Genomic DNA, 20788 nt, shown 5'->3' on the forward strand with positions numbered 1-20788 from the left:
ATGAAAATATTTCATCTAATATTATTATTGCTTTTTACTTCATGTTATAAAATAGAATGTGACAAACTAATTATTAATGCAAAAAATAGAGAATGCTTAATAATAGTTAATGAATTTTCTACATCTCAGAAACAATATTTAAATATTAAAGGAATAAACCTTAATGATAAAACAGAGTGCACTTGTAAAGATGAAGGGAGATGGTGGGCTATTTATAGAAATGAAATAGAAATAGGGGATACTATAATAAAACGAAAGGGAGAATTAACTTTCAATATTTATAAAAAAGATACTATTATTTCTCATGAATGGGAGTGTGATGGTAAAACATATAATACAGATAGAACTTTAAAAAAGTTCTAAGAAAATAATTAAAAGAAAAGATGACGACGTCATCTAAATAAAAAAAAACCTCCTTTCAAGAAATTGAAAGGAGGTTTTTATGTGGTCCCTACTGGATTCGAACCAGTGACCCCCTGCTTGTAAGGCAGGTGCTCTGAACCAACTGAGCTAAGAGACCTTATTTAGAATTTTATTTGAAAGACTTTCTAATGTCTTTATGTGGTCCCTACTGGATTCGAACCAGTGACCCCCTGCTTGTAAGGCAGGTGCTCTGAACCAACTGAGCTAAGAGACCTTATTTAGAATTTTATTTGAAAGACTTTCTAATGTCTTTATGTGGTCCCTACTGGATTCGAACCAGTGACCCCCTGCTTGTAAGGCAGGTGCTCTGAACCAACTGAGCTAAGAGACCTTATTTAGAATTTTATTTGAAAGACTTTCTAATGTCTTTATGTGGTCCCTACTGGATTCGAACCAGTGACCCCCTGCTTGTAAGGCAGGTGCTCTGAACCAACTGAGCTAAGAGACCTTCGTAATTGGATTGCAAATATAGGGCTGTTTTTGAATAATCCAAATAGTTAAAATGAAAAAAATTAAATAAAATTTAATGTTAGGACTTAACTCTTTTCATTTCAAAGAAATAATTTTTCAGATTTTAAAAAGAAATATTCGTCTTTTTCTTTTTCTCTTCAATTTTAACGCCTTTAAACAGGTAAATGATTCCTATAAAAGAGATCGAAATGGTAATGATAGAGAAAATAAATGCCGCACTTGTCGCTAAAGTTTCATCAAAGTTGAAACGATGTGCAGCGTACATAAATACAGCTTCTCTAATTCCAAAACCACTAAACGAGATAATCGATAAAATTCCTGAAACTAAAAAGATCAATAAATAAATACTGAAATTCTCTGGATGAATATTTAATCCTTCCAAAACAAAATACAACATTCCGACTTGTATCAATTGTAAAACAATAGAATAAATCATCGAATTGTAAAATGTGCGTTTATGAATAGGGAAAATCATTCCTAAAATAAATGGAACAGCTACGAAACCGACCAAAGAAAGGATTAATGAGCCATATTGTATCCAAGGATAATCAGTCAGATTTGAGAAAAATATTAGAAAGATAATGATTAACAACATCGCACAAAGTCCAATAATTTTGTCAAGAAAAACAGCTTGCGAAATTTCTTTCAGACTGATTTTATAGTTTTTATTCAGCACATAAACTTTGTATGCATCACCGCCAATTCCGCCAGGAACAAAGGTGTTGTAAAACATTCCTAAAAAATACAAACGTGCATTTGATTTGTAAGATAAGTCGAGGTTAATATCTCTGAAATAATAATCTAATCGGAAAACAGACAAGGCTTGCGAAAGTACATAAAGGATAACAGCAATGAAAATATACGCCCAATTCGCATTTTTGTAATGACTGAAAATATCAAAAATATGTAATTTAACAAAGAAGATATAATAGATTAACGCAATACTAATCGTTAATTTAATTCCTGTTATAATATATTTTTTTGTTTTTGGATTCAATTGAAATCTTTTGATAATTAACGCACAAATTTAGAGAATCTTCTAATAACCCTTCAAAAAATTATTTATCTACCAATATTTGTCTGATATTATGTAGTTTTGCGGATAAATTAATCGAATCATGCAATCAAAAGTTATTGTAATTACAGGCTCTTCTTCGGGTGTAGGATTGACTTTGGCAAATTATTTTCACGATAGAGGACATCAAGTTTATGGTTTATCAAGAACAGCTAAAGGTCAAGAAAAATTTAAACATATTGCGACAGATGTTTCGGATAAAGAGAATGTAAAACGTAGTTTTCAACAGGTTTTTTCGGAAACAAATAATCAAATTGATGTGTTGATTAACAATGCTGGAATTGGAATGTTAGGTGCTGTAGAAGATGCTTCGAAAGCTGATATCGAAAAATTATTGGACGTTAATGTCTATGGTCCAATTTATACAATGCAAGAGGTTTTGCCTACAATGCGTGCTCAAAAAAACGGTTATATCCTGAATGTTTCGTCTATTGCGAGTAACAATGGTTTGCCGTTTAGAGGTTATTATTCGGCTTCGAAAGCGATGATTGATCGTTTGATTGAATCGGCTCGTTTGGAAAATCGTCACACAGGAGTAGAAATTGCTACGTTGAATTTTGGTGATATCAAAACCAATATTGCAGAAGGTCGTGTGAAAACTTTTGTTTCAAAATTTTATCAAAAAAGATACGATGCAATGGTTGCTGATATCGATCACGAAGTGCAAGATGGTACGCCAACAGAAGATTTGATTCCGATTATCGAAAATATTTTGGCTCAGAAGAATTTGAAACCGCATTATTATATTGGAAAATCGATGCAGAAATTTTCTGTAACCTTGAAAAATATTTTACCTCAAAAAATGTTCGAAAATATTATTGCAAAATATTCTAAATTAGATTAATCCATGGAAGAAATTATCTGGCATTATAAAACTTTTGATGATTTAACATCAAAAGAGCTATATAAAATAGTGCAATTGCGCAATGAGGTTTTTGTGATTGAGCAAGATTGTATTTACCAAGATTGCGATGATAAAGATTTGGTTTGTGGACATCTTTGGGCAACGATTAATGATGAGGTTGCAGCGTATTCTCGAATTGTTCCGAAAGGAATTTCGTATGAAAATGAACCTTCAATTGGTCGCGTAATTTCGAATCAAAAGTTTCGTCGTTATGGATTAGGAAAGCAATTGATGAAAAATTCGGTTCAAGTCATCGAAAATCAATTTAAAACATCTGAAATCCGAATTTCTGCTCAATCTTATTTGAAAGAGTTTTATTCTTCTTTTGGTTTTGAGCAAGTTTCGGAAGAATATTTAGAAGACGATATTCCGCATATCGAAATGTTGAGAAAATGAAATTCTTAAAATACTTTTTTATTACGCTATTTTCAGCTTTCATCGCATTGGTTTTGGTAGATATCTATTATTCGAATCAACTCAAAAAAATGGCTTTGTTTAGCGGAGAAGTGCAAGAATGGAATCAAATAAGAGAAGGAAAAACGAATGTTGAATTGGCTATTTTTGGTTCTTCTCGTGCTTTTATTCAAATTAATCCGAATATTTTAGAACAAGATTTAAAATTGACAACGCATAATTTTGGATTGAATGGAAGTAAATTCAAAATGCAATTGTATCGTTTCAATTTATATTTAAATCATAATCCAAAACCGAAAATTGTTGTTTGGAATTTAGATACTTTTTCGTTTTCGCATATTGATGAAGTTTTTCAGCCAAATCAATATACACCGTTTATGTTGTGGGATTTTAAACTTTATGATGCCTTAAAAGAATATAAAGACACAAAGTTGGTTAATTTTATTGTACCGCTTTATCGTTACAGAGATCAGATGTATTGGAAAGATGAAATTACGAAATCGAAGAAAGAGGAGTTACATAAAGATGGACTTTTCCGCGATGATGGTTTCAAATCATATAATAGAAAATGGGATGTTGATTGGGCGAAGATGAAAAAGAAAAACTCTGATTTTGACTTTTCAGATTATGCATTGTTAGAAGAATTAATTGCGAAATGTAAACAAGAAAAGATTCAACTAATTTTTACAATTGCACCCGAATTTTACAAAGGTCAAGATTATATGTTGAATAGAGAGGAAGTGATTAATCGTTATCAAACAACATTACAAAAACATCATCTTCCGTTATTAGATTATTCGAACGATTCAATCAGCTTCAATCAAAAATATTTTTACAATACAACGCACATGAATTACAAAGGTGCGGATGTTTTTACAAAAGAATTAGCAAAAGATTTAGTGAAATTAATTAACTAATTGTTGAGTTTTTTTATCAAGAACTTATTCGTAAGTTTGTGATTAATCAAAGTGTAAATGACAAATTTTGTATCCATATATAGAAATAACAACCAATTGTGGTTGTTTTTGTCATTGGCTTATTTACATGATGATACTTTTTTAAGAAGCTCAAAAGAGTTTATCAATTAATCCCTGTTAAAATCCAAGACAGGGAACCTCCGAATTATTTATCAAAATATTTATTACTGTAAAAATTGTTTAGCATTAAATGATACTTTTTGTATGCATTAGTGTTTGGATTTTTGGTAAACTATTTTTAGCAGAATAATTTCATTAAAAAAGATCAAAAAATGTCAACAAATATTATTTTAACAACAGGAACTTACGATTTAATCAAAGATCATATCAGAAGAAAAAAAGTAAACAAAGAGCAAGAAGAAATTTTAACTAATGAATTGAAACATGCTCAACAAGTATTAAGAAAAGATTTATCGGATGATATTGTTTCTGTCGGAAAAAAAGTGAAAGTAAAGAATCATGAATCTAATCAAGAAGAAACATATAATTTTGTAGGACCAGACTTCGCAAAACCTAAGAAGAATAGACATTCTATTTTGAGTGATGTTGGAGTGGCGATTGTAGGATATAAAGTAGGAGATACAATTAATTGGCCAAGTGATTTGGGTGAAATAAAATACGAAATTTTGAGTGTTGAAAACGCTTAATAAAAATTGAAAAACCGTAGCAAATACTACGGTTTTTTTTATTTTTTTTGAGTTAAATAAACTCCAGAAAGTATCATTGCGAAGCCTGCTAGATGTATCCATGTAATTTTTTCTCCAACTAAAAATCCCCAAAATACTGAAACTATAGGCATTAAGTAAGTTACCATTGATGAGAACATAGAGCCTGTAGCTTGTATTAGTCTATAAAATAAAATCATAGCCAAGGCAGTACCAACTAATCCTAAAATGGCAACATAGCCTAAACTATGGATTTGTTCGGTTGTTCCTTCAAAAGTTTGAAAAAATCCAGAAAAAATTAATATTGCAATTGCTGGTAAAAGCCATATTGTAAATAAGGCTGATGATAATTGAAATGATGGAACATCGTTTAGATATTCTGTCAAAATCAAGCTATTCAATCCGTATAAAGCAGTGGCTAATACAATTAATAAACAATGAAATAGACTGTTTTCTCCAGAAAAACCGTCGCCTCCAATTAATAAGACTGCACCAAAAAAACCAATAACTGCACCTAAGATTTGATTTTTTGTTCCTTTTCGACTAAAAAATAATGCGCCAAAAAGTAAAATAAATAGAGGAACCAATGAGTCTAAAATTCCAGCCATTGAGCTCGAAACATGAGTTTGCGCCATCGGAAATAAAAACATTGGAATAAAATTTCCACAAAAACCCGCTAAAGCAACGTATTTTAATTTGTTTTTAGGAATTTTGAATAGGCTCGGAATTCCCCAAATACTTAAAACTCCACCAGCAATTGTTAAGCGCAATGCGCCAACTTGATAGGGAGTGTAAGAAACAAGTCCTTGTTTGATGAGTATGAAAGAACTTCCCCATGTAAGTGCTAAAACACCAAGAATTAACCAGTATTTTAATTCGATTTTCATTATTTTCTAAGTTTGCGCAAAGATGCGAAAGTTCAGTTTAAATTAAAATTATTTATGACTTGCAGAAACAATCATTTGTATGATCATTTACCATTCCTGTCGCCTGCATATGTGCATAAATAGTGGTTGAACCAAAGAATTTGAATCCACGTTTTTTTAAATCTTTTGCAATTTGATCTGAAATTTCGGTTGTAGCAGGAACTTCTTTTATCGAATTCCAATTGTTAATAATTGGTTTGTTATCAACATATTTCCAGATGAAATCGGAAAAAGAACCAAATTCTTTCTGAATTTCTATAAACAATTTTGCATTATTAATTGCCGCCGAAATTTTTCCTCGATGACGAATAATTCCTTCATTTTGGATCAATTCATCTACTTTTTCTTCATCAAATTTGGCTACTTTTTTTACATCAAAGTCTGCAAATGCTTTTCTGAAATTTTCTCTCTTTTTCAGAATTGTAAACCAACTTAATCCAGCTTGAAAAGATTCGAGAATCAACAATTCGAATAAAGTTTTATCATCTTTTACAGGTTTTCCCCATTCGTTATCGTGATAATCAATGTAATCTTGGTCTTTATTTACCCAAGCGCAACGCGTTTTTTCCATGGTTTTTTATAATTTTTGTAAATCATTAATACATTCTTCAAGCCCTTTTACCCAATCAGGGTTTATGGTTTCGATATTTTTTGATTCTTCAAGTTCTTGTTGTAAAATAGGAATAAAATCTTTGTTTTCAGTTTCTAAAATAGCTTCAAATAACATAGAACCAAAATCATCTTTAATAATATCTTGTTTAATGACTTCAATAATTCGATTATCTTTTCTTTTAGCTAAACCAATTATAGCTTCCATTCTTGTCTCTTGGTGCTTGTCATTTATACGATTCCATAAGGCTTCTCTAATAGATTCGTTATCAAAATCAACTTGACCGATATAAAAAGTAGCCCAACTTCTTATGTGGTTTGCTTTATCTTTGGAGAATTTAATTAATACATCAATAGCTTTTTCATTTTCTATAAATCCAAGCGCGTTTACAATTCCTTGTTTGATTAAATCACTATTTGAATTTTGAAAAGAACAGATTTTATTAATTTGTTTTTTGTTTAATTCTTTCTCATTAAAACTGATTCCTGAAAGTATAGAAAATAGAACATTTTCATTTGTCTCAGAATTTAATAATTCAAAATAAATTTTTAGAGTTTCTTGTCGGAAAGGTCTTTTGCCTTTGCCTAATTGTGCTAAAATGTCAATCCCAATAATTTTCTTTTTTTGGTCGTTTGAATTAATAAGTTCAACACATTTTTCAAATAAATCTTGACTTGGTCGACTTCTTAAAATTCGAATTGTTTCCCAGCGGGATTTATCAGTTTTGTAGTTTATTGATCGAGAAATAAGTTTTTCGTCACTCCAATTTAGTTTACTCATGATGATAAATTTTTATAAGCCTCTTCAACCGAATAAACGGGTAATTGACAGGTGTAATTTTCGCAAATATGAATGGATGTTTTATTTTCGATGAATCGATTTTGAGTGATTTCTAAACTCTCGGTTTTTGAAGAAACAAAAATTGCATTCGGAACATAACATTGTTGAATTTGCTTTGAGAATTCTAAGGCATTTTCGCCAACAATTACAATTTCTTTGAAAGGATAAGCGAAATTTAGATATAATTGAATCCAATTTGCAAAACCAGTTGGATAATCGTAAATTTTTTCTTCGATATTGTTTAACATTTGTTTCGCTTGTTCAATGTATTTTTCGTGATTGAGAATCTTCCCTAATTTGAACAAATTATTTGCCATAACAGAATTTGAAGATGAAATAACATTGTCATAAATCTCAAATGTTTCATTAACCAAAGGCGTGTCATAATGCGATTTGTACGCAAACATTTTATTCTTGTGATTATAAAATTGATTGAAAACTTCTTCTGTTAAAGTTTGAGCAGTTTCTAAATAATGTATTTCCGAAGTAACTTCATAAAGCTTGATTAACGCTTCAATCATTAGGGCATAATCATCCAATAATCCTGGAATTGTTGTTTGGTTATCTTTATAATTTCTGAATAAAATTTCTCCATTCCATTGATTTTCTAAAATAAAATTGGTTGCATTTTTTGCTAAATCAAGATATTCATCATTTTCAAAAGTGATAAAAGCATCGCACAAACCTTTAATGGTTAAAGCATTCCAAGAAGTTAACACTTTTTCGTCGCGATGAGGTTTTATGCGTTTTTCACGAATTGGATTAAGGATTTTTTTCCATTCAGAAACTTTGGTTTGAAGCTCAGTTATTGTAATATTTTGTTTCGATGCAAAATCTTCGTCATCTGTCAATCGCATCAAAATATTATTCCCATGTTCCCATTCTCCAAATTCATCAACATTATAATATTTTTGAAATAAGTCGAAATCATCTTTCAAAATTGTCTTCAATTCATCTGATTTCCAAACATAATATTTACCTTCTTCACCTTCAGAATCGGCATCAATAGCAGAATAAAATACATTTTCAGGCGAAAATATTTCATCTTTCAACCAATTAATCGTTTCTTCGACAACTGTTTTATATTCCTTTTCTTCATAAATTTTATATGCATTCGAATAAAGCGAAAGCAATTGTCCGTTATCGTAAAGCATTTTTTCGAAATGTGGAACTTTCCAATACGGATCAACAGAATAGCGAGAAAAACCGCCTTTTAGTTGATCGTAAATTCCCCCAAAGGCCATTCTGTCCAATGTAATTTTGGTCTGAATTAAACAATTTTCATTCTTCGTTTGTACGCCATATCGTAAAATAGTTTCCCAAGCATTTGGCAACATAAATTTCGGCGCTCGATTAAATCCGCCCCATTCATCATCAAATTGTTGTTGCCAAAATTCAAATGTTTCATCAATTTTATCTTTTGAAAAAGTTGATGAAGATTTCAATTCGATCGTTTCCATTTTATTCAAACCATCCGCAATAGAATTGACATATTCCATTGTTTTAGTTTGATTGTGATGGTATAAATGATTGATGTTTTCTAATAATTCAATCCATTGAACTTTCGGGAAATATGTTCCGCCATAAAAAGGACGACCATCTGGCAAAGCAAAAACATTGAGTGGCCAACCACCAGATTGATGAATTAATTGCGAGACATTCATATACAAAGCATCTAAATCAGGGCGTTCTTCTCGATCAATTTTTATACAAACAAAATTTTTATTCATCACTTTTGCAACTTCATCGTCTTCAAAAGACTGATGTTCCATCACATGACACCAGTGACAAGCAGAATATCCAATTGAAATAAGCAAAGGTTTGTTGACTTTTTTTGCATGATTCAAAACTTCGTTACTCCAACTTTGCCACCAAACAGGATTGTTTTCGTGTTGTTTCAAATACGGACTTGTCGCTGATTTTAGATTATTTTGTTGAAAATTCATGATTCTTGTTTAGAAATTTAAAGTTCGTACAATTTTTGTGGATGAAAAATTATATTTTCGATAAAAATTAAAACACATGAACATTTACGAATACATTTCTATTGGCGCATATATGGCTCTGATGATTGGAATCGGGATTTATTCCTACCGAAAATCAACAAGTAATTCCGAAGATTTTTTGATTGGAGGAAGGAAGATGGGAGCGGCTGTAACGGCGCTTTCTGCTGGTGCTGCTGATATGAGTGGTTGGTTGTTAATGGGCGTTCCAGGAGCAATGTATTTTACAGGTTTGTCGAGTGCTTGGATTGCAATTGGATTGACAACAGGATGTTTTTTGAACTATATTTTTGTCGCACCGCGATTACGAATTTATACAGAAATTGCTCAAAATTCGATTACATTACCCGTATTTTTTGAAAATCGTTTCAAAGATAAATCGCGTTTATTGCGAATTGTTTCTTCAATATTAATCTTAGTCTTTTTTACATTATACACTTCTGCTGGAATGGTTTCTGGAGGAAAATTATTTGAATCTGCTTTTGGATTAGATTATATGACAGGACTTTGGATGACAAGTTTTGTAGTTGTATTATACACTTTTTTAGGAGGGTTTTTAGCGGTAAGTTTAACTGATTTCGTGCAAGGAACGATTATGGTTTTGGCTTTGGTTATTGTTCCGATTGTGGCTATTACAGAGATTGGTGGAGTAGGAGAAACATTTTCATTGATTAATGATAAAGGTGATAAATATTTGGATTTATTTAAAGGTACAACAACTATTAGTATTTTATCCTTGATGGCTTGGGGATTGGGATATTGTGGACAACCGCATATTTTGGTTCGTTTTATGGCAATTGGAAATCCGAAAGATTTAGCGAAAGCAAGAAATATTGGGATTACTTGGATGATTTTTACAGTTGGTGGAGCACTTTTAGTTGGATTGGTTGGAATTGCATATATGATGAAATTTGATCAAACAACGATGTTAAAATTTGATGGTTCTAAAACAGAAGCAGAAACAATTTTTATTTATTTTTCGCGTGTTTTATTTCATCCATTAGTTGGAGGTTTTTTATTATCTGCAATTTTAGCAACTGTAATGAGTACAATTTCTTCACAATTATTAGTAACATCAAGTTCGTTAACAGAAGACATTTACAAAGCATTTTTGAACAAAAAAGCAACACCAAAACAGTTATTAACAGCAAGTCGTTTATCGGTTTTGATTGTTGCAGTTATTGCAGTTTTATTATCCTTAACACCAAAAGATTCTATTCTAAACTTAGTTGGAAACGCTTGGGCAGGATTTGGATCTGCGTTTGGACCAATTATTGTTTTCTCGCTTTTTTGGAAAAAAACTTCTTGGCAAGGTGCTTTGGCAGGAATGTTAACAGGTGGAATTGTAGTGTTAACTTGGGTTTATACCAATCATGATTACAAAGATTGGTACGAAATGATTCCTGGGTTTATTTCTTCGGTTATCGCAATTTATGTCGTTTCGTTATTAACTCAAAAACCGAATCAAGAGATTGATAAAGAATTTGATGAAATGAAAGCTGTTTTGAAGAAATAATGAAAAAAGATTTAGAAACATGATTTATGATAAATATTGAAAAAGTAAACCACTACACAAGTATTGAATCATTGGATAAAATATTAGAAAGTAAAAAAATTAGATTTGGAAGATTTGATTTGATGGATGATCAAACTGAAAATCAAGGTGTTCCTGAGGTTTTGAAAAAGAATTACTTTATTTCTTGTTGGTCAAGTGAGTCTAGAGAAACGATCCCGCAATGGTCAATGTATGCACAAAATGGTATAAGAATAGAATTGCCCTTAAAATGGTATATTAAGCATGAAATACCTGTAAAAGATACCACATCGATTTTAGATTTTTCTAAAATTTTAGATGATAGTCACCCTGCAGTTAATATTTTCTTTCCTGTACCATTTTTAGAGGTTTTTAGCAATAATAATTATGCTATTTCTCCACCTATTAATGAAACAAATGGTTTTGTATTAGAGGTTGAATATTGTGAAGATTTTAAAGAAAAAAAACAAAAAAACTGGAACTATGATTCGTTAACAAAAAGTACTTATTTACAAGACTTACATTCGTTAATAAGATATAAAGATGAATATTGGGAGTTTCAAAAAGAAATTAGATATTATTTGACAACTATATGTAAAGATGGTATACAAGATTATTTGCCAGAATATTTATTTGTACCTATTAATCCTGAAGCATTATCTAAAATTGAAATTACGTTATATCCAAATTGCACTAAAGATGATGAATTAAAGGTAATAGAAATTTGTAAGAAACATTTGAGAAGTTACGAACCTGAAATTCATATTAAAAGAAGCCAATTAGATGGAAAATATTTACAAAAAAAATAAAATACTTCTCCTATCATTTTAATTAAATTGTTGATAAGTTTCACTTGTTCAGAATAAGGTAAAAAGGGAGATTTCTTTGTATATTTGTAAAGTTTGATTAAAAAAATAGTCAAAATTAAATCCAATTTATACGAAACGATGAGTGATATTATTCAATTACTGCCAGATCACGTAGCCAATCAAATTGCCGCAGGAGAAGTGGTGCAGCGACCAGCTTCTGTGATAAAAGAATTGATTGAAAATGCGGTGGATTCTGGAGCGACTTCTATTCAGGTAATTGTAAAAGATGCAGGGAGAAGTTTGATTCAAGTGATTGATAATGGATCGGGAATGAGTGTGACAGATGTCCGAATGGCTTTTGAGCGTCACGCAACTTCAAAAATTAGAACAACAGAAGATATTTACAATATTCATACAAAAGGTTTTCGTGGAGAAGCTTTAGCTTCTATTGCAGCTGTTGCGCAAGTTGAAACGAAAACACGAAAAGCAGATGACGAAATTGGTTCGCAATTGGTGATAGAAGGCGGAGAAGTTCGCAATCAAGATCCTGTTGTTTGTCCAGTTGGAACGTCAATTTCTGTTAAAAATCTTTTTTATAACGTTCCTGCTCGTCGCAATTTTTTAAAATCAAATCAGGTTGAATTTCGTCATATTCAAGATGAGTTTCAACGTGTTTCTATGGCACACGAAAACATTAGTTTCTTTTTGCATCACAATGATGCAGAAGTGTATCATCTTAAAGCTGGTAATTTAAAACAACGTATTACTCAAATTTTTGGTAAAAAGTTAAGTTCTCAGATTATTTCTGTAGAAGAAGATACCGAAATTGTAAAAGTAAAAGGTTTTGTAGGAAAGCCAGAAGTAGCCAAAAAATCGCGTGGAGAGCAGTTTTTCTTTGTCAATAATCGTTACATTCGTAGTGGATATTTACATAATGCAATTGCTGATGCTTTTGACAATTTATTACCTGCTGGTTATAGTCCTGTTTATTTTTTGTATTTAGAAATTGATCCTTCAAAAATTGATATTAATATTCATCCAACTAAAACAGAGATAAAATTTGAGGATGAAGCTTTAATTTTTACAATTCTTAGAGCGGCTGTAAAACATGCTTTAGGACAATTTAATGTAATTCCTTCGTTAGATTTTGAACAAGATCCGAACTGGGCATTTATTCCATCTGCGAGTGAAGAAAAGCAAATTAAAATGCCTGAGATTACAGTAGATTCAAGTTTTAATCCTTTTGAACATCATCAATCAAGAGCTCCAAAACCTTCTGATATAAAAGCAAATTTTGATTTTTATAACGATGCAGTTGAGTTGGAAATCGAAAATAATCATGCTCATCAATTATTTGAATCAGAAGAAATTCAGAACGATGCATTTGAAGTAATTCAGTGGTTAAATCAATATTTGGTTGTAGAATATCGTGGCGAATTGTTGATTATTGACCAACATAGAGCGCATCAAAAAATATTATTCGAAAAATTTGTACGATCAAACAACGGAAATGCTTTGGTACAACAAATGCTTTTCCCTATTGAATTGGAACTTTCACCAAATGATCGTCAGAAATTAATCAATGTAGAACATCAGTTATTGAGTTTTGGTTTTGATATTTCGTTAGATGAAGAAGCAATACAGATTAATGCAATTCCGGTCGATGTACAACAAGAAGATGTTGTGTCTGTATTTATGGATTTTATCGAGGAATTGGATTATCAAGAAGAAATTGAATTAGAAAATACTTTTGCGAAGATTTTAGCAAAAAATGCAGCCGTTAAAAAAGGTGTTGCATTAAAAGCTGAGCAAATGCAAACTTTGGTCGAAGAATTGCTAAGACTACCCAATCCGAATTATACGCCTTATGGAAGACCTATTTTTGTACAGATGAATACGTCGGATATTAAAAAAACGTTACAATAGTATGAGACAATCTATACCACCAATTACAAAGAATTTAATTATAATCAATGTTTTATTCTATTTTGCAACAATTGTTTTTAGTGTAAAAGGAATTAACTTAGATGTGTTTTTGGCAGCTTATTATCCAGAATCTCCAAACTTCAAACCTTGGCAAGTATTAACGCACATGTTTATGCATGCGAGCTTCCCAGAAATTACACATATTTTGTTTAATATGTTTGCTTTATGGATGTTTGGGTCTGTTGTGGAGAAAACTTTTGGTCCAAAAAAGTTTTTGATTTTATACTTTTTAGCTGGTTTTGGAGGGTTTATCTTATTTAATTTGGTCAATTATTTTCAGATTCAAGATTTAAAAGATACAATTCAAAATCAAGGAATTCCGTTTAGTGAAATTTATGAATATTCAAAATTAAATATTCAAGGAGCTTTATATAATGTTCCTGAAAATTTTAGAACAACACAAGAAGCAATCAATTTAATCAATGATTTTAGAACGCCAATGGTTGGTGCTTCTGGTGCGATTTATGGTTTGTTATTGGCTTTCGCAGTGTTGTATCCAGATGAAAAATTAATGTTAATCTTTTTCCCGGTTCCAATAAAAGCAAAATATTTTATTCCAATAATGGTTTTAATTGAGTTTTACATGGGATATAAAAATATCGGAAATGTAGCCCATTTTGCACATTTAGGCGGCGGATTGATCGGTTTCTTGTTAGCAAGAAGCTGGAAAAAGAATTTATATAGATGGAATTAAGAAATGGCAACTAACATTTTAGACGAATTAAAATTAAAATATTCATCAGGTAATAGTGCAACAAAGTTAATTTACATTAATGTAGTTGTATTCTTTACTTTGTTGATTGTGGATTTTGTATTCAAAACTACAGCACATTCTATTGTTACTACAACAGGTTTATTCGCTTTAACATCATTTGATGAATTAATAAGAATGCCTTGGCAAATCCTGACTTATTCTTGGTTACATGGAAATCTTTTTCATCTAATTATGAATATGGTTTTGTTGTATTTTGTAGGACAAATGTTTTTGCAGCAATTTCAGAACAGAAATTTAGTAACGTTTTATATTTTTGGAGGAATAGCAGGAGGAGTTTTTTTTCTATTGTTTCAGAATATTTTCAACTATTCACATCTATTAGTTGGTGCTTCTGCTTCTATTTATGCAGTTTTTTTTGGAATGATTTCGTATAATCCTAAAATGCCAGTTCGTTTGTTGTTAATTCCAACATCGTTTCCGTTATTATACGTTGGTTATGTGTTTATTGCATTTGATGTATATAATATTATTGCAGATCAGAATGCTGGCGGAAGTATTTCTCATTTAGGTGGTGCAATTTTTGGCTACCTTTATATGAAACAATTTGAGCGAGGAAATGATTTTTTAGGTAATTTTATTTTTCAAATAGGAAGTATATTTAAGAAGAAAGAGAAAACAACTTTTAAGACCTATAAAAATACATCGTCAACAAAACAAAATAATGTGCCAAGAGATGATTACGATTTTAATCATCAAAAAGTAGAAAAACAAAAGAAAATAGATACTATTTTAGACAAAATTTCTCGCTCCGGCTACGAAAGTTTATCTAAAGAAGAAAAAGATTTCCTTTTCAAAGAAGGTAGATAATAAAATGAGTACAATCAGTAAGTTTAAACTAAATTATTTCAATCGTTTAGTACTAATAATCAATATTGTGATATTATTAGTAGCTTACTGTGTATACTTAAATAAAATTTTTACACCAACCGAAATACCATATCTTAATTTTTTATCAATCGGGTTTCCAATCACATTTGTTATAGTTCTGCTATTTTTGGTGTATTGGTTGTTTTTTAGTTGGCGTCATTTCTTAGTGATGTTCACTTTGTCTCTTGGTTTAGTTTATCCAATTTATTTATCATATCCATTAATTCAATTTAATAAATTAGAGAATAAAACGTCTGATTTATCTGTTTTATCTTATAACGTGCATGGTTTTAAAGAAGAAGGAACAAAAGAGTTATTGATAGAAAATAAAGCGGACATAATGCTCTTACAAGAAGCATATCAAGGACAACAAAAAAAATTAAAGAATAACGAATTTAAACAATACTATTCAGAGTTTTATGGTTTATTGACTTTTTATAGTAAATATCCAATTATTGAAACGAATGAAATAAAAGTGGACGATCCAGATCTTAATGGTAAAGCTGCTTATGCAGATATTGATTTAGGAAAAGATACTGTTAGAGTTGTAAATATATACCTTGAACCAATGTATATTGATAAATCATTGGTAAAAGAAGTGATACAATCAGATAATACCCAAGCTGCAGAAGTTTCGAGTCGTAAAATAGAATTGAAACTAATTAATGGAATGAAAAAACATGAGAAGCAATTAGAGGCTATTGTTCCATTTATTAGTCGTTCTCCTCATCCCGTTATTGTTGGTACAGATCTTAATTCTACGCCACTTTCTTATGAGTACGAAAAGATTAATGAGTACTTGTACGATTCTTATATACAAGTAGGTAAAGGAAATGGAACTACATTTCATGGTTTCAAGTTTCCGATCCGAATTGATTATTTATTTCATTCAAAACACTTAAAACCAGTTGAAGGAAAAGTAATTCGTAAAAAGTTTTCAGATCATTATCCAGTAACTGTAAAATATAAGCTTGCAGAGTAATTTTTTTACTATATTTAAAAATATTAATCCAATCAACAATGAGCCAAAAAGATAGTTTTATTCAGGAGATACAAAGTCGCTATTCATATAAAAATGATAAAATAGTTTTAGGAAAAGCTAAATTAGATGGCGAAATTGTAGAAGAAGCTGAAATATCTATTGCTTTAAAAACAATGAACCGACATGGTTTAATTGGTGGTGCAACAGGAACAGGTAAAACAAAATCTTTGCAAATTATTGCAGAGCAATTATCCTTGAAAGGTGTTCCTACATTATTGATGGATATAAAAGGAGATTTATCTGGTATAGGAGCTCCTGCAAATGCAAATGATGCTAACGCAGCTGAGCGAATGAAATCGCTTAATTTACCATTCGAGCCTCAAGCATCTCCTGTCGAATTTCTTTCGATTTCTGACGAACCTGGAGCAAGATTAAGAGCTACTGTCGAAGATTTTGGACCAATTTTATTTAGTAAGATTTTAGAATTAAATGAAACGCAAGAAAGTATCATTTCAATTATTTTTAAGTATTGTGAAGATAAAAAACTTCCGTTAATTGATTTAGAAGATATTCGTCGTGTGTTGCAATACGTAACAGATTCTCCTGAAGGAAAATTAGAATTAAACTCAAATTACGGTACAATTGCGCCAGCTTCTTTAGGTGCTATTTTGCGTAAAATTGTAGGACTTGAGCAGCAAGGTGCTTCTAAGTTTTTTGGTGAACCAAGCTTTGATGTTCAAGATTTATTACAAACAAGAGACGGAAAAGGAATCGTAAATATTATTCGTTTGGTTGATGTACAAAATCAGCCCAATTTATTCTCGACATTTATGTTAAGTTTATTGAATAAAATTTATTCTCAATTCCCAGAAGCTGGAGATTCAGATAAACCAAAATTGGTTATTTTTATAGATGAAGCGCATTTGATTTTTAAAGAAGCAACAAAAGCTTTATTAAATCAAATAGAAACGATGGTTAAATTAATACGTTCAAAAGGAGTAGGATTGTATTTTGTAACGCAAGTTCCTGGCGATGTTCCTGATGCTGTTTTAAGTCAATTAGGATTAAAAGTTCAACACGCGCTTCGTGGTTTTACAGCAAAAGATCGTAAAGAAATTACAAAAGCAATAGAAAATTATCCAACAACAACATATTATAAAGCGGATGAGGTAATTACTCAGTTAGGGATAGGAGAGGCTTTTGTAACAGCATTAGACGAAAAAGGAATTCCAACACCTTTGGCTTACACCTATATGCGTGCGCCAAACTCAAGAATGGATATTTTAACTGATTCAGAAATTAAGACGATTTTATCAAATTCTGATTTAGTTTCTAAATATGATCAAGCAGTAGATCGACAATCTGCAAATGAGATTTTATCTCAGCAATTAGAACAACAAAAAAGTGTAGAGCAAACTACAACAAAAACAACTTCTACAAGAAGAGCTCCTCAAGAAAAAGATTGGACGGATAATAAAATGGTACGCGATGTAAGTCGTACTGCAACACGTAAATTGATTGATTGGGGAATGAAAATGTTAACAAATTTTTTAAAAGGAAAAAAATAAGCAAGTGTACGCGATTTTAGATATAGAAGCGACTGGCGGAAAATTAGGAGAAGAATCAATTATTGAAATTGCTATTTACAAGTTTGATGGTTTAGAAATAGTTGATCAGTTTATTTCTTTGGTTAATCCAGAGAAGAAAATCGATCAATTTGTTCAGAAACTAACGCATATTACGGATAAAATGGTGTTAACAGCGCCAAAGTTTCATGAAATAGCAAAGAGAATAGTTGAAATAACAGATGATTGTATTTTAGTTGGACATAATGTAATGTTTGACTATAGAATGTTAGTACAAGAATTTGAACGATTAGGATATAATTATAAAAAAGATTGGATAGATACTTTTGAATATAGTGAGAAACTTATTCCAGGGCTTCCGTCATATTCTTTAGGGAAATTATGTGCCTCTCTAGGAATTGTAGTTACAGACAGACATAGAGCTTCTGGTGATGCTCGTGCTACGATTTCTTTGTTTAAAATGTTATTAGATAAAGATTCTAAAAAAATTATAACGAAGAGAACAGGGTTAAAACAACCTAAAAAAGCACACTCTAAGTACCAAAAATTATTAGAAGGTTTGCCAAATACGATTGGTATTTTTTATCTGTACAATAGTAGAAAACAGCTTATTTATATTAGTCGAAGTAATAATATTGCACAGACTATTAATCAAATTTTTACTTCAAAAACTTTAAAATCGAATAAATTAAAACGTTATACACGTTCTATTAAGTTTGAAGAAACAGGAAGTGGTTTTCTTGCAGCTTTAAAAGAGAATAATGAAGTTTTAAAGAATCAACCAATGTATAATACTAAAATGGTTGAGAATAAGGTATATCCTTTTGGGTTATATTTTCTAGAATCTAAAAGAGGATATTCTCGTTTAGAGATTGGTAAAGTAAGAAAAGCAATTCCAATTTTAAAGTTTAAAACAAAAGAACGAGCGAAAGAAGTTCTGGATAAAATTGTGAACGATTATAATCTTTGCCAACAAGTGAATGCAGGAATAAAATCTGATGAACCATGTTTTCAATATGAAGTTGATAAATGTAAAGGAGCTTGTATTAAAGAAGAATCTAGAGAAGAATATAATCAACGTTTGAATGAGTTTATTAAAACAACAGAGTTTCCTTCAGAAACATTTATTGTAATTGATAAAGGACGTCATGGAATTGAAAAATCATTTTATTTGGTTGAGAATAACATTTTTAAAGGGTTTGGATATTATGAATACCATCATCAAATTAAAACTTTAGAAAAGATTCACAATATTTTGATCCCAATAGAAGAGACAGAAGAGGTGAAGAACATGTTAAAATACTTTTTATTTAAAAATTCTTATCGATCTAATCAAATCATCAATTTATAATAATTCTCAAGGCATAATAAAAAACTCGTTAAAGTTAACTTTAACGAGTTTTTTATTATAAGTTTTGCAAAAAAAAGGTCGATTATTAATCGACCTTTTTCATTTTATTTACTGAATTATTTTACTTCTTTAAAAATAACTCGTCTGTTTTCTAAGTTTTTCCAAGCTGGACAGTTTGTAACAGGATTACACTCTGGCCATTTAAGATCAGATTTACCTTTTCCAATTGGAGATAATTTAGTTGTATCTACTCCTTTATTAGCTAAGTAACGAACAACAGAAGCAGCACGTCTATCAGATAATTTTTGGTTGTAATCAACACCTCCAGCAGCATCAGTATGACCTTCTACTACGAATTTGAAATCAGGATTAGCTAATAATACTTCAGCAGCATGATTTAATTTTTCATAAGATTGCTCTCTAATACGATCAGAATCATAATCAAATTCAATACCTTCTAAGTATGCATTAATTCTTGTTGCAACATCTTCACCAGAAATACGAACTAATTTTTCAGGACAACCACCGTTTGTTGGAGGACCAGGAATTGTTGGACATTTATCTTCAGAATCAGGTAAACCATCTCCATCAGAATCTAATGAACAACCAGCTCCATCTACACGAACACCTTCTGGTGTACCAGGGCATTTATCCCATTGGTCACAAACTCCGTCTTTGTCTTCATCAATACATTCGAATGGAGTTTGTTCAATTGCTGGTTTAACATTTAAAGGAGATACCCATTGTAAAGCATCCTTATGTTTACCTATTTTATAATGTACACCTAATGATAAGGTAAACATGTTATCATCGCGACCTTCTTCAGTATCAGCTGCAGTAATTCCTCCTGAATTATGATAAGGCATTGGTTTACCTGATCCGTCAAATTCCTCATCTCCAGACATGTAATACATACCTCTTAATTCTAAATCAAATTTATCATTTAATTTATAACGTAGACCAGCTCCAACTTGAGAATATACTGATTTATCAGAAATATTCTGATCTGTAATTAGTGTGAATTCAGGACTTCCTCCTGGAGCATAATTATTTCTGTAGGCTTTGTATCCTTGGATACCAATACCAGCATATAAATGCATAGCCCATTTAAATTCAGTTCTGTTATCAACTCTTCTTAATAGGTTTGACGCATTAATGTCTGCTAAAACACCAATTGCTTGATATTTAGTTTTTCCATAAGCATATCCATGGAAACCACTTAATGCAGAATCATCAATATTACCTTTTTGTCTTGTTTTACCAAATTCATATTGTAAACTAAGTCCAAAAGCATGTGTAATTTGTTTGTTAACTTGAAATTGAAAGTCATAGCCTGGAGTGAAATATTTTCCCATCCATGATACTAAATCAGTATTTTGAAGAGCATTAAGACCAGCAAAAGCAGATACAGACCAATCGTTGTATTCTTTTTTACTGTTATTAAATGGTTTTTCATCATACGTTGCTTGCGAAAAGCCAAACGTTGATGCTCCTAAGATTAATAAAGATAAAATTTTTTTCATAGGTTAGAATTATTTATATAACGAATATAAAGCATTATAAAATTATTTTACAAAACTAAAGAATTAA

19 protein-coding genes and 4 tRNA genes are annotated in these 20788 nt (G+C 30.8%); 13 read left to right on the forward strand and 10 right to left on the reverse strand.

Annotated elements, in window-relative coordinates; genetic code table 11:
- A complete protein-coding gene (locus QHG34_RS05775; RefSeq protein WP_282629255.1) occupies positions 1-363 on the forward strand; it encodes a hypothetical protein in 363 nt (120 codons plus the stop codon).
- An 82-nt stretch (positions 364-445) separates the two neighbouring features.
- Here the strand turns inward: QHG34_RS05775 and QHG34_RS05780 are convergent.
- The 5 genes from QHG34_RS05780 to QHG34_RS05800 form a co-directional block, all read right to left on the reverse strand.
- Positions 446-520: transfer RNA gene (locus QHG34_RS05780), tRNA-Val, on the reverse strand.
- 42 nt (positions 521-562) lie between these two features.
- Positions 563-637, reverse strand: a tRNA-Val gene (locus tag QHG34_RS05785).
- 42 nt (positions 638-679) lie between these two features.
- Positions 680-754: transfer RNA gene (locus tag QHG34_RS05790), tRNA-Val, on the reverse strand.
- 42 nt (positions 755-796) lie between these two features.
- A tRNA-Val gene (locus tag QHG34_RS05795) sits at positions 797-871 on the reverse strand.
- A gap of 126 nt (positions 872-997) precedes the next feature.
- A complete protein-coding gene (locus QHG34_RS05800) occupies positions 998-1891 on the reverse strand; it encodes a lysylphosphatidylglycerol synthase transmembrane domain-containing protein (RefSeq protein WP_282629256.1) in 894 nt (297 codons plus the stop codon).
- Positions 1892-2012: 121 nt separating this feature from the next.
- On the opposite strand from QHG34_RS05800, the gene QHG34_RS05805 reads away from it, so the two are divergent.
- From QHG34_RS05805 to QHG34_RS05820, 4 genes are all read left to right on the forward strand, one after another.
- The gene (locus QHG34_RS05805) at positions 2013-2813 is read left to right on the forward strand and encodes an SDR family NAD(P)-dependent oxidoreductase (protein ID WP_282629257.1); all 801 of its coding nucleotides are present in this window, start codon (positions 2013-2015) and stop codon (positions 2811-2813) included.
- A gap of 3 nt (positions 2814-2816) precedes the next feature.
- Positions 2817-3269, forward strand: coding sequence for a GNAT family N-acetyltransferase (locus tag QHG34_RS05810; protein ID WP_282629258.1), 453 nt, complete (start codon positions 2817-2819; stop codon positions 3267-3269).
- Positions 3266-4204: a hypothetical protein gene (locus QHG34_RS05815; RefSeq protein ID WP_282629259.1), complete on the forward strand. Its 939-nt coding sequence runs from the start codon at positions 3266-3268 to the stop codon at positions 4202-4204. The genes QHG34_RS05810 and QHG34_RS05815 overlap by 4 nt, the downstream gene beginning before the upstream one ends.
- 332 nt (positions 4205-4536) lie before the next feature.
- Positions 4537-4911 carry a GreA/GreB family elongation factor gene (locus tag QHG34_RS05820; RefSeq protein ID WP_282629260.1) on the forward strand — a complete coding sequence of 125 codons (375 nt, stop codon included), beginning with the start codon at positions 4537-4539 and terminating at the stop codon, positions 4909-4911.
- 38 nt (positions 4912-4949) lie between these two features.
- Here the strand turns inward: QHG34_RS05820 and QHG34_RS05825 are convergent, their stop codons facing one another.
- Genes QHG34_RS05825 through QHG34_RS05840 form a run of 4 tightly spaced genes read right to left on the reverse strand, consistent with a single transcriptional unit; the run spans position 4950 to position 9251 of the window.
- Positions 4950-5816: a DMT family transporter gene (locus QHG34_RS05825; RefSeq protein WP_282629261.1), complete on the reverse strand. Its 867-nt coding sequence runs from the start codon at positions 5814-5816 to the stop codon at positions 4950-4952.
- Between the two features lie 52 nt (positions 5817-5868).
- Positions 5869-6426, reverse strand: coding sequence for a DNA-3-methyladenine glycosylase I (locus QHG34_RS05830; RefSeq protein WP_282629263.1), 558 nt, complete (start codon positions 6424-6426; stop codon positions 5869-5871).
- A gap of 6 nt (positions 6427-6432) precedes the next feature.
- On the reverse strand, positions 6433-7245 hold the full coding sequence (locus QHG34_RS05835) for a DUF5724 domain-containing protein (protein WP_282629264.1): 813 nt from the start codon (positions 7243-7245) through the stop codon (positions 6433-6435).
- Positions 7242-9251 (reverse strand): thioredoxin domain-containing protein, encoded by a 2010-nt coding sequence (locus tag QHG34_RS05840; protein ID WP_282629265.1) that lies wholly within the window; start codon positions 9249-9251, stop codon positions 7242-7244. The genes QHG34_RS05835 and QHG34_RS05840 overlap by 4 nt, the downstream gene beginning before the upstream one ends.
- 76 nt (positions 9252-9327) lie before the next feature.
- Here QHG34_RS05840 and putP point away from each other — a divergent pair, with 76 nt between their 5' ends.
- From putP to QHG34_RS05880, 8 genes are all read left to right on the forward strand, one after another.
- Positions 9328-10824, forward strand: coding sequence for a sodium/proline symporter PutP (gene putP / locus QHG34_RS05845; RefSeq protein ID WP_282629266.1), 1497 nt, complete (start codon positions 9328-9330; stop codon positions 10822-10824).
- Between the two features lie 26 nt (positions 10825-10850).
- Complete coding sequence (locus tag QHG34_RS05850; protein ID WP_282629267.1) at positions 10851-11651, forward strand: DUF2971 domain-containing protein; 801 nt, start codon at positions 10851-10853, stop codon at positions 11649-11651.
- A 138-nt stretch (positions 11652-11789) separates the two neighbouring features.
- The gene (gene mutL / locus QHG34_RS05855; protein ID WP_282629268.1) at positions 11790-13577 is read left to right on the forward strand and encodes a DNA mismatch repair endonuclease MutL; all 1788 of its coding nucleotides are present in this window, start codon (positions 11790-11792) and stop codon (positions 13575-13577) included.
- Position 13578: 1 nt separating this feature from the next.
- Entirely contained in the window at positions 13579-14331 is a 753-nt protein-coding gene (locus QHG34_RS05860) for a rhomboid family intramembrane serine protease (protein ID WP_282629269.1), read from the forward strand.
- A 3-nt stretch (positions 14332-14334) separates the two neighbouring features.
- On the forward strand, positions 14335-15219 hold the full coding sequence (locus tag QHG34_RS05865) for a rhomboid family intramembrane serine protease (RefSeq protein ID WP_282629270.1): 885 nt from the start codon (positions 14335-14337) through the stop codon (positions 15217-15219).
- Positions 15220-15223: 4 nt separating this feature from the next.
- Entirely contained in the window at positions 15224-16261 is a 1038-nt protein-coding gene (locus QHG34_RS05870) for an endonuclease/exonuclease/phosphatase family protein (RefSeq protein ID WP_282629271.1), read from the forward strand.
- Positions 16262-16299: 38 nt separating this feature from the next.
- Positions 16300-17829: a helicase HerA-like domain-containing protein gene (locus QHG34_RS05875; RefSeq protein ID WP_282629272.1), complete on the forward strand. Its 1530-nt coding sequence runs from the start codon at positions 16300-16302 to the stop codon at positions 17827-17829.
- A gap of 4 nt (positions 17830-17833) precedes the next feature.
- On the forward strand, positions 17834-19198 hold the full coding sequence (locus QHG34_RS05880) for an exonuclease domain-containing protein (RefSeq protein WP_282629273.1): 1365 nt from the start codon (positions 17834-17836) through the stop codon (positions 19196-19198).
- Between the two features lie 116 nt (positions 19199-19314).
- Here the strand turns inward: QHG34_RS05880 and QHG34_RS05885 are convergent, their stop codons facing one another.
- Positions 19315-20721 (reverse strand): OmpA family protein, encoded by a 1407-nt coding sequence (locus tag QHG34_RS05885; protein ID WP_282629274.1) that lies wholly within the window; start codon positions 20719-20721, stop codon positions 19315-19317.
- Positions 20722-20788 lie beyond the last annotated feature (67 nt).

The sequence above is a fragment of the Empedobacter sedimenti genome (assembly GCF_030005555.1).
Lineage (GTDB): Bacteria > Bacteroidota > Bacteroidia > Flavobacteriales > Weeksellaceae > Empedobacter > Empedobacter sedimenti.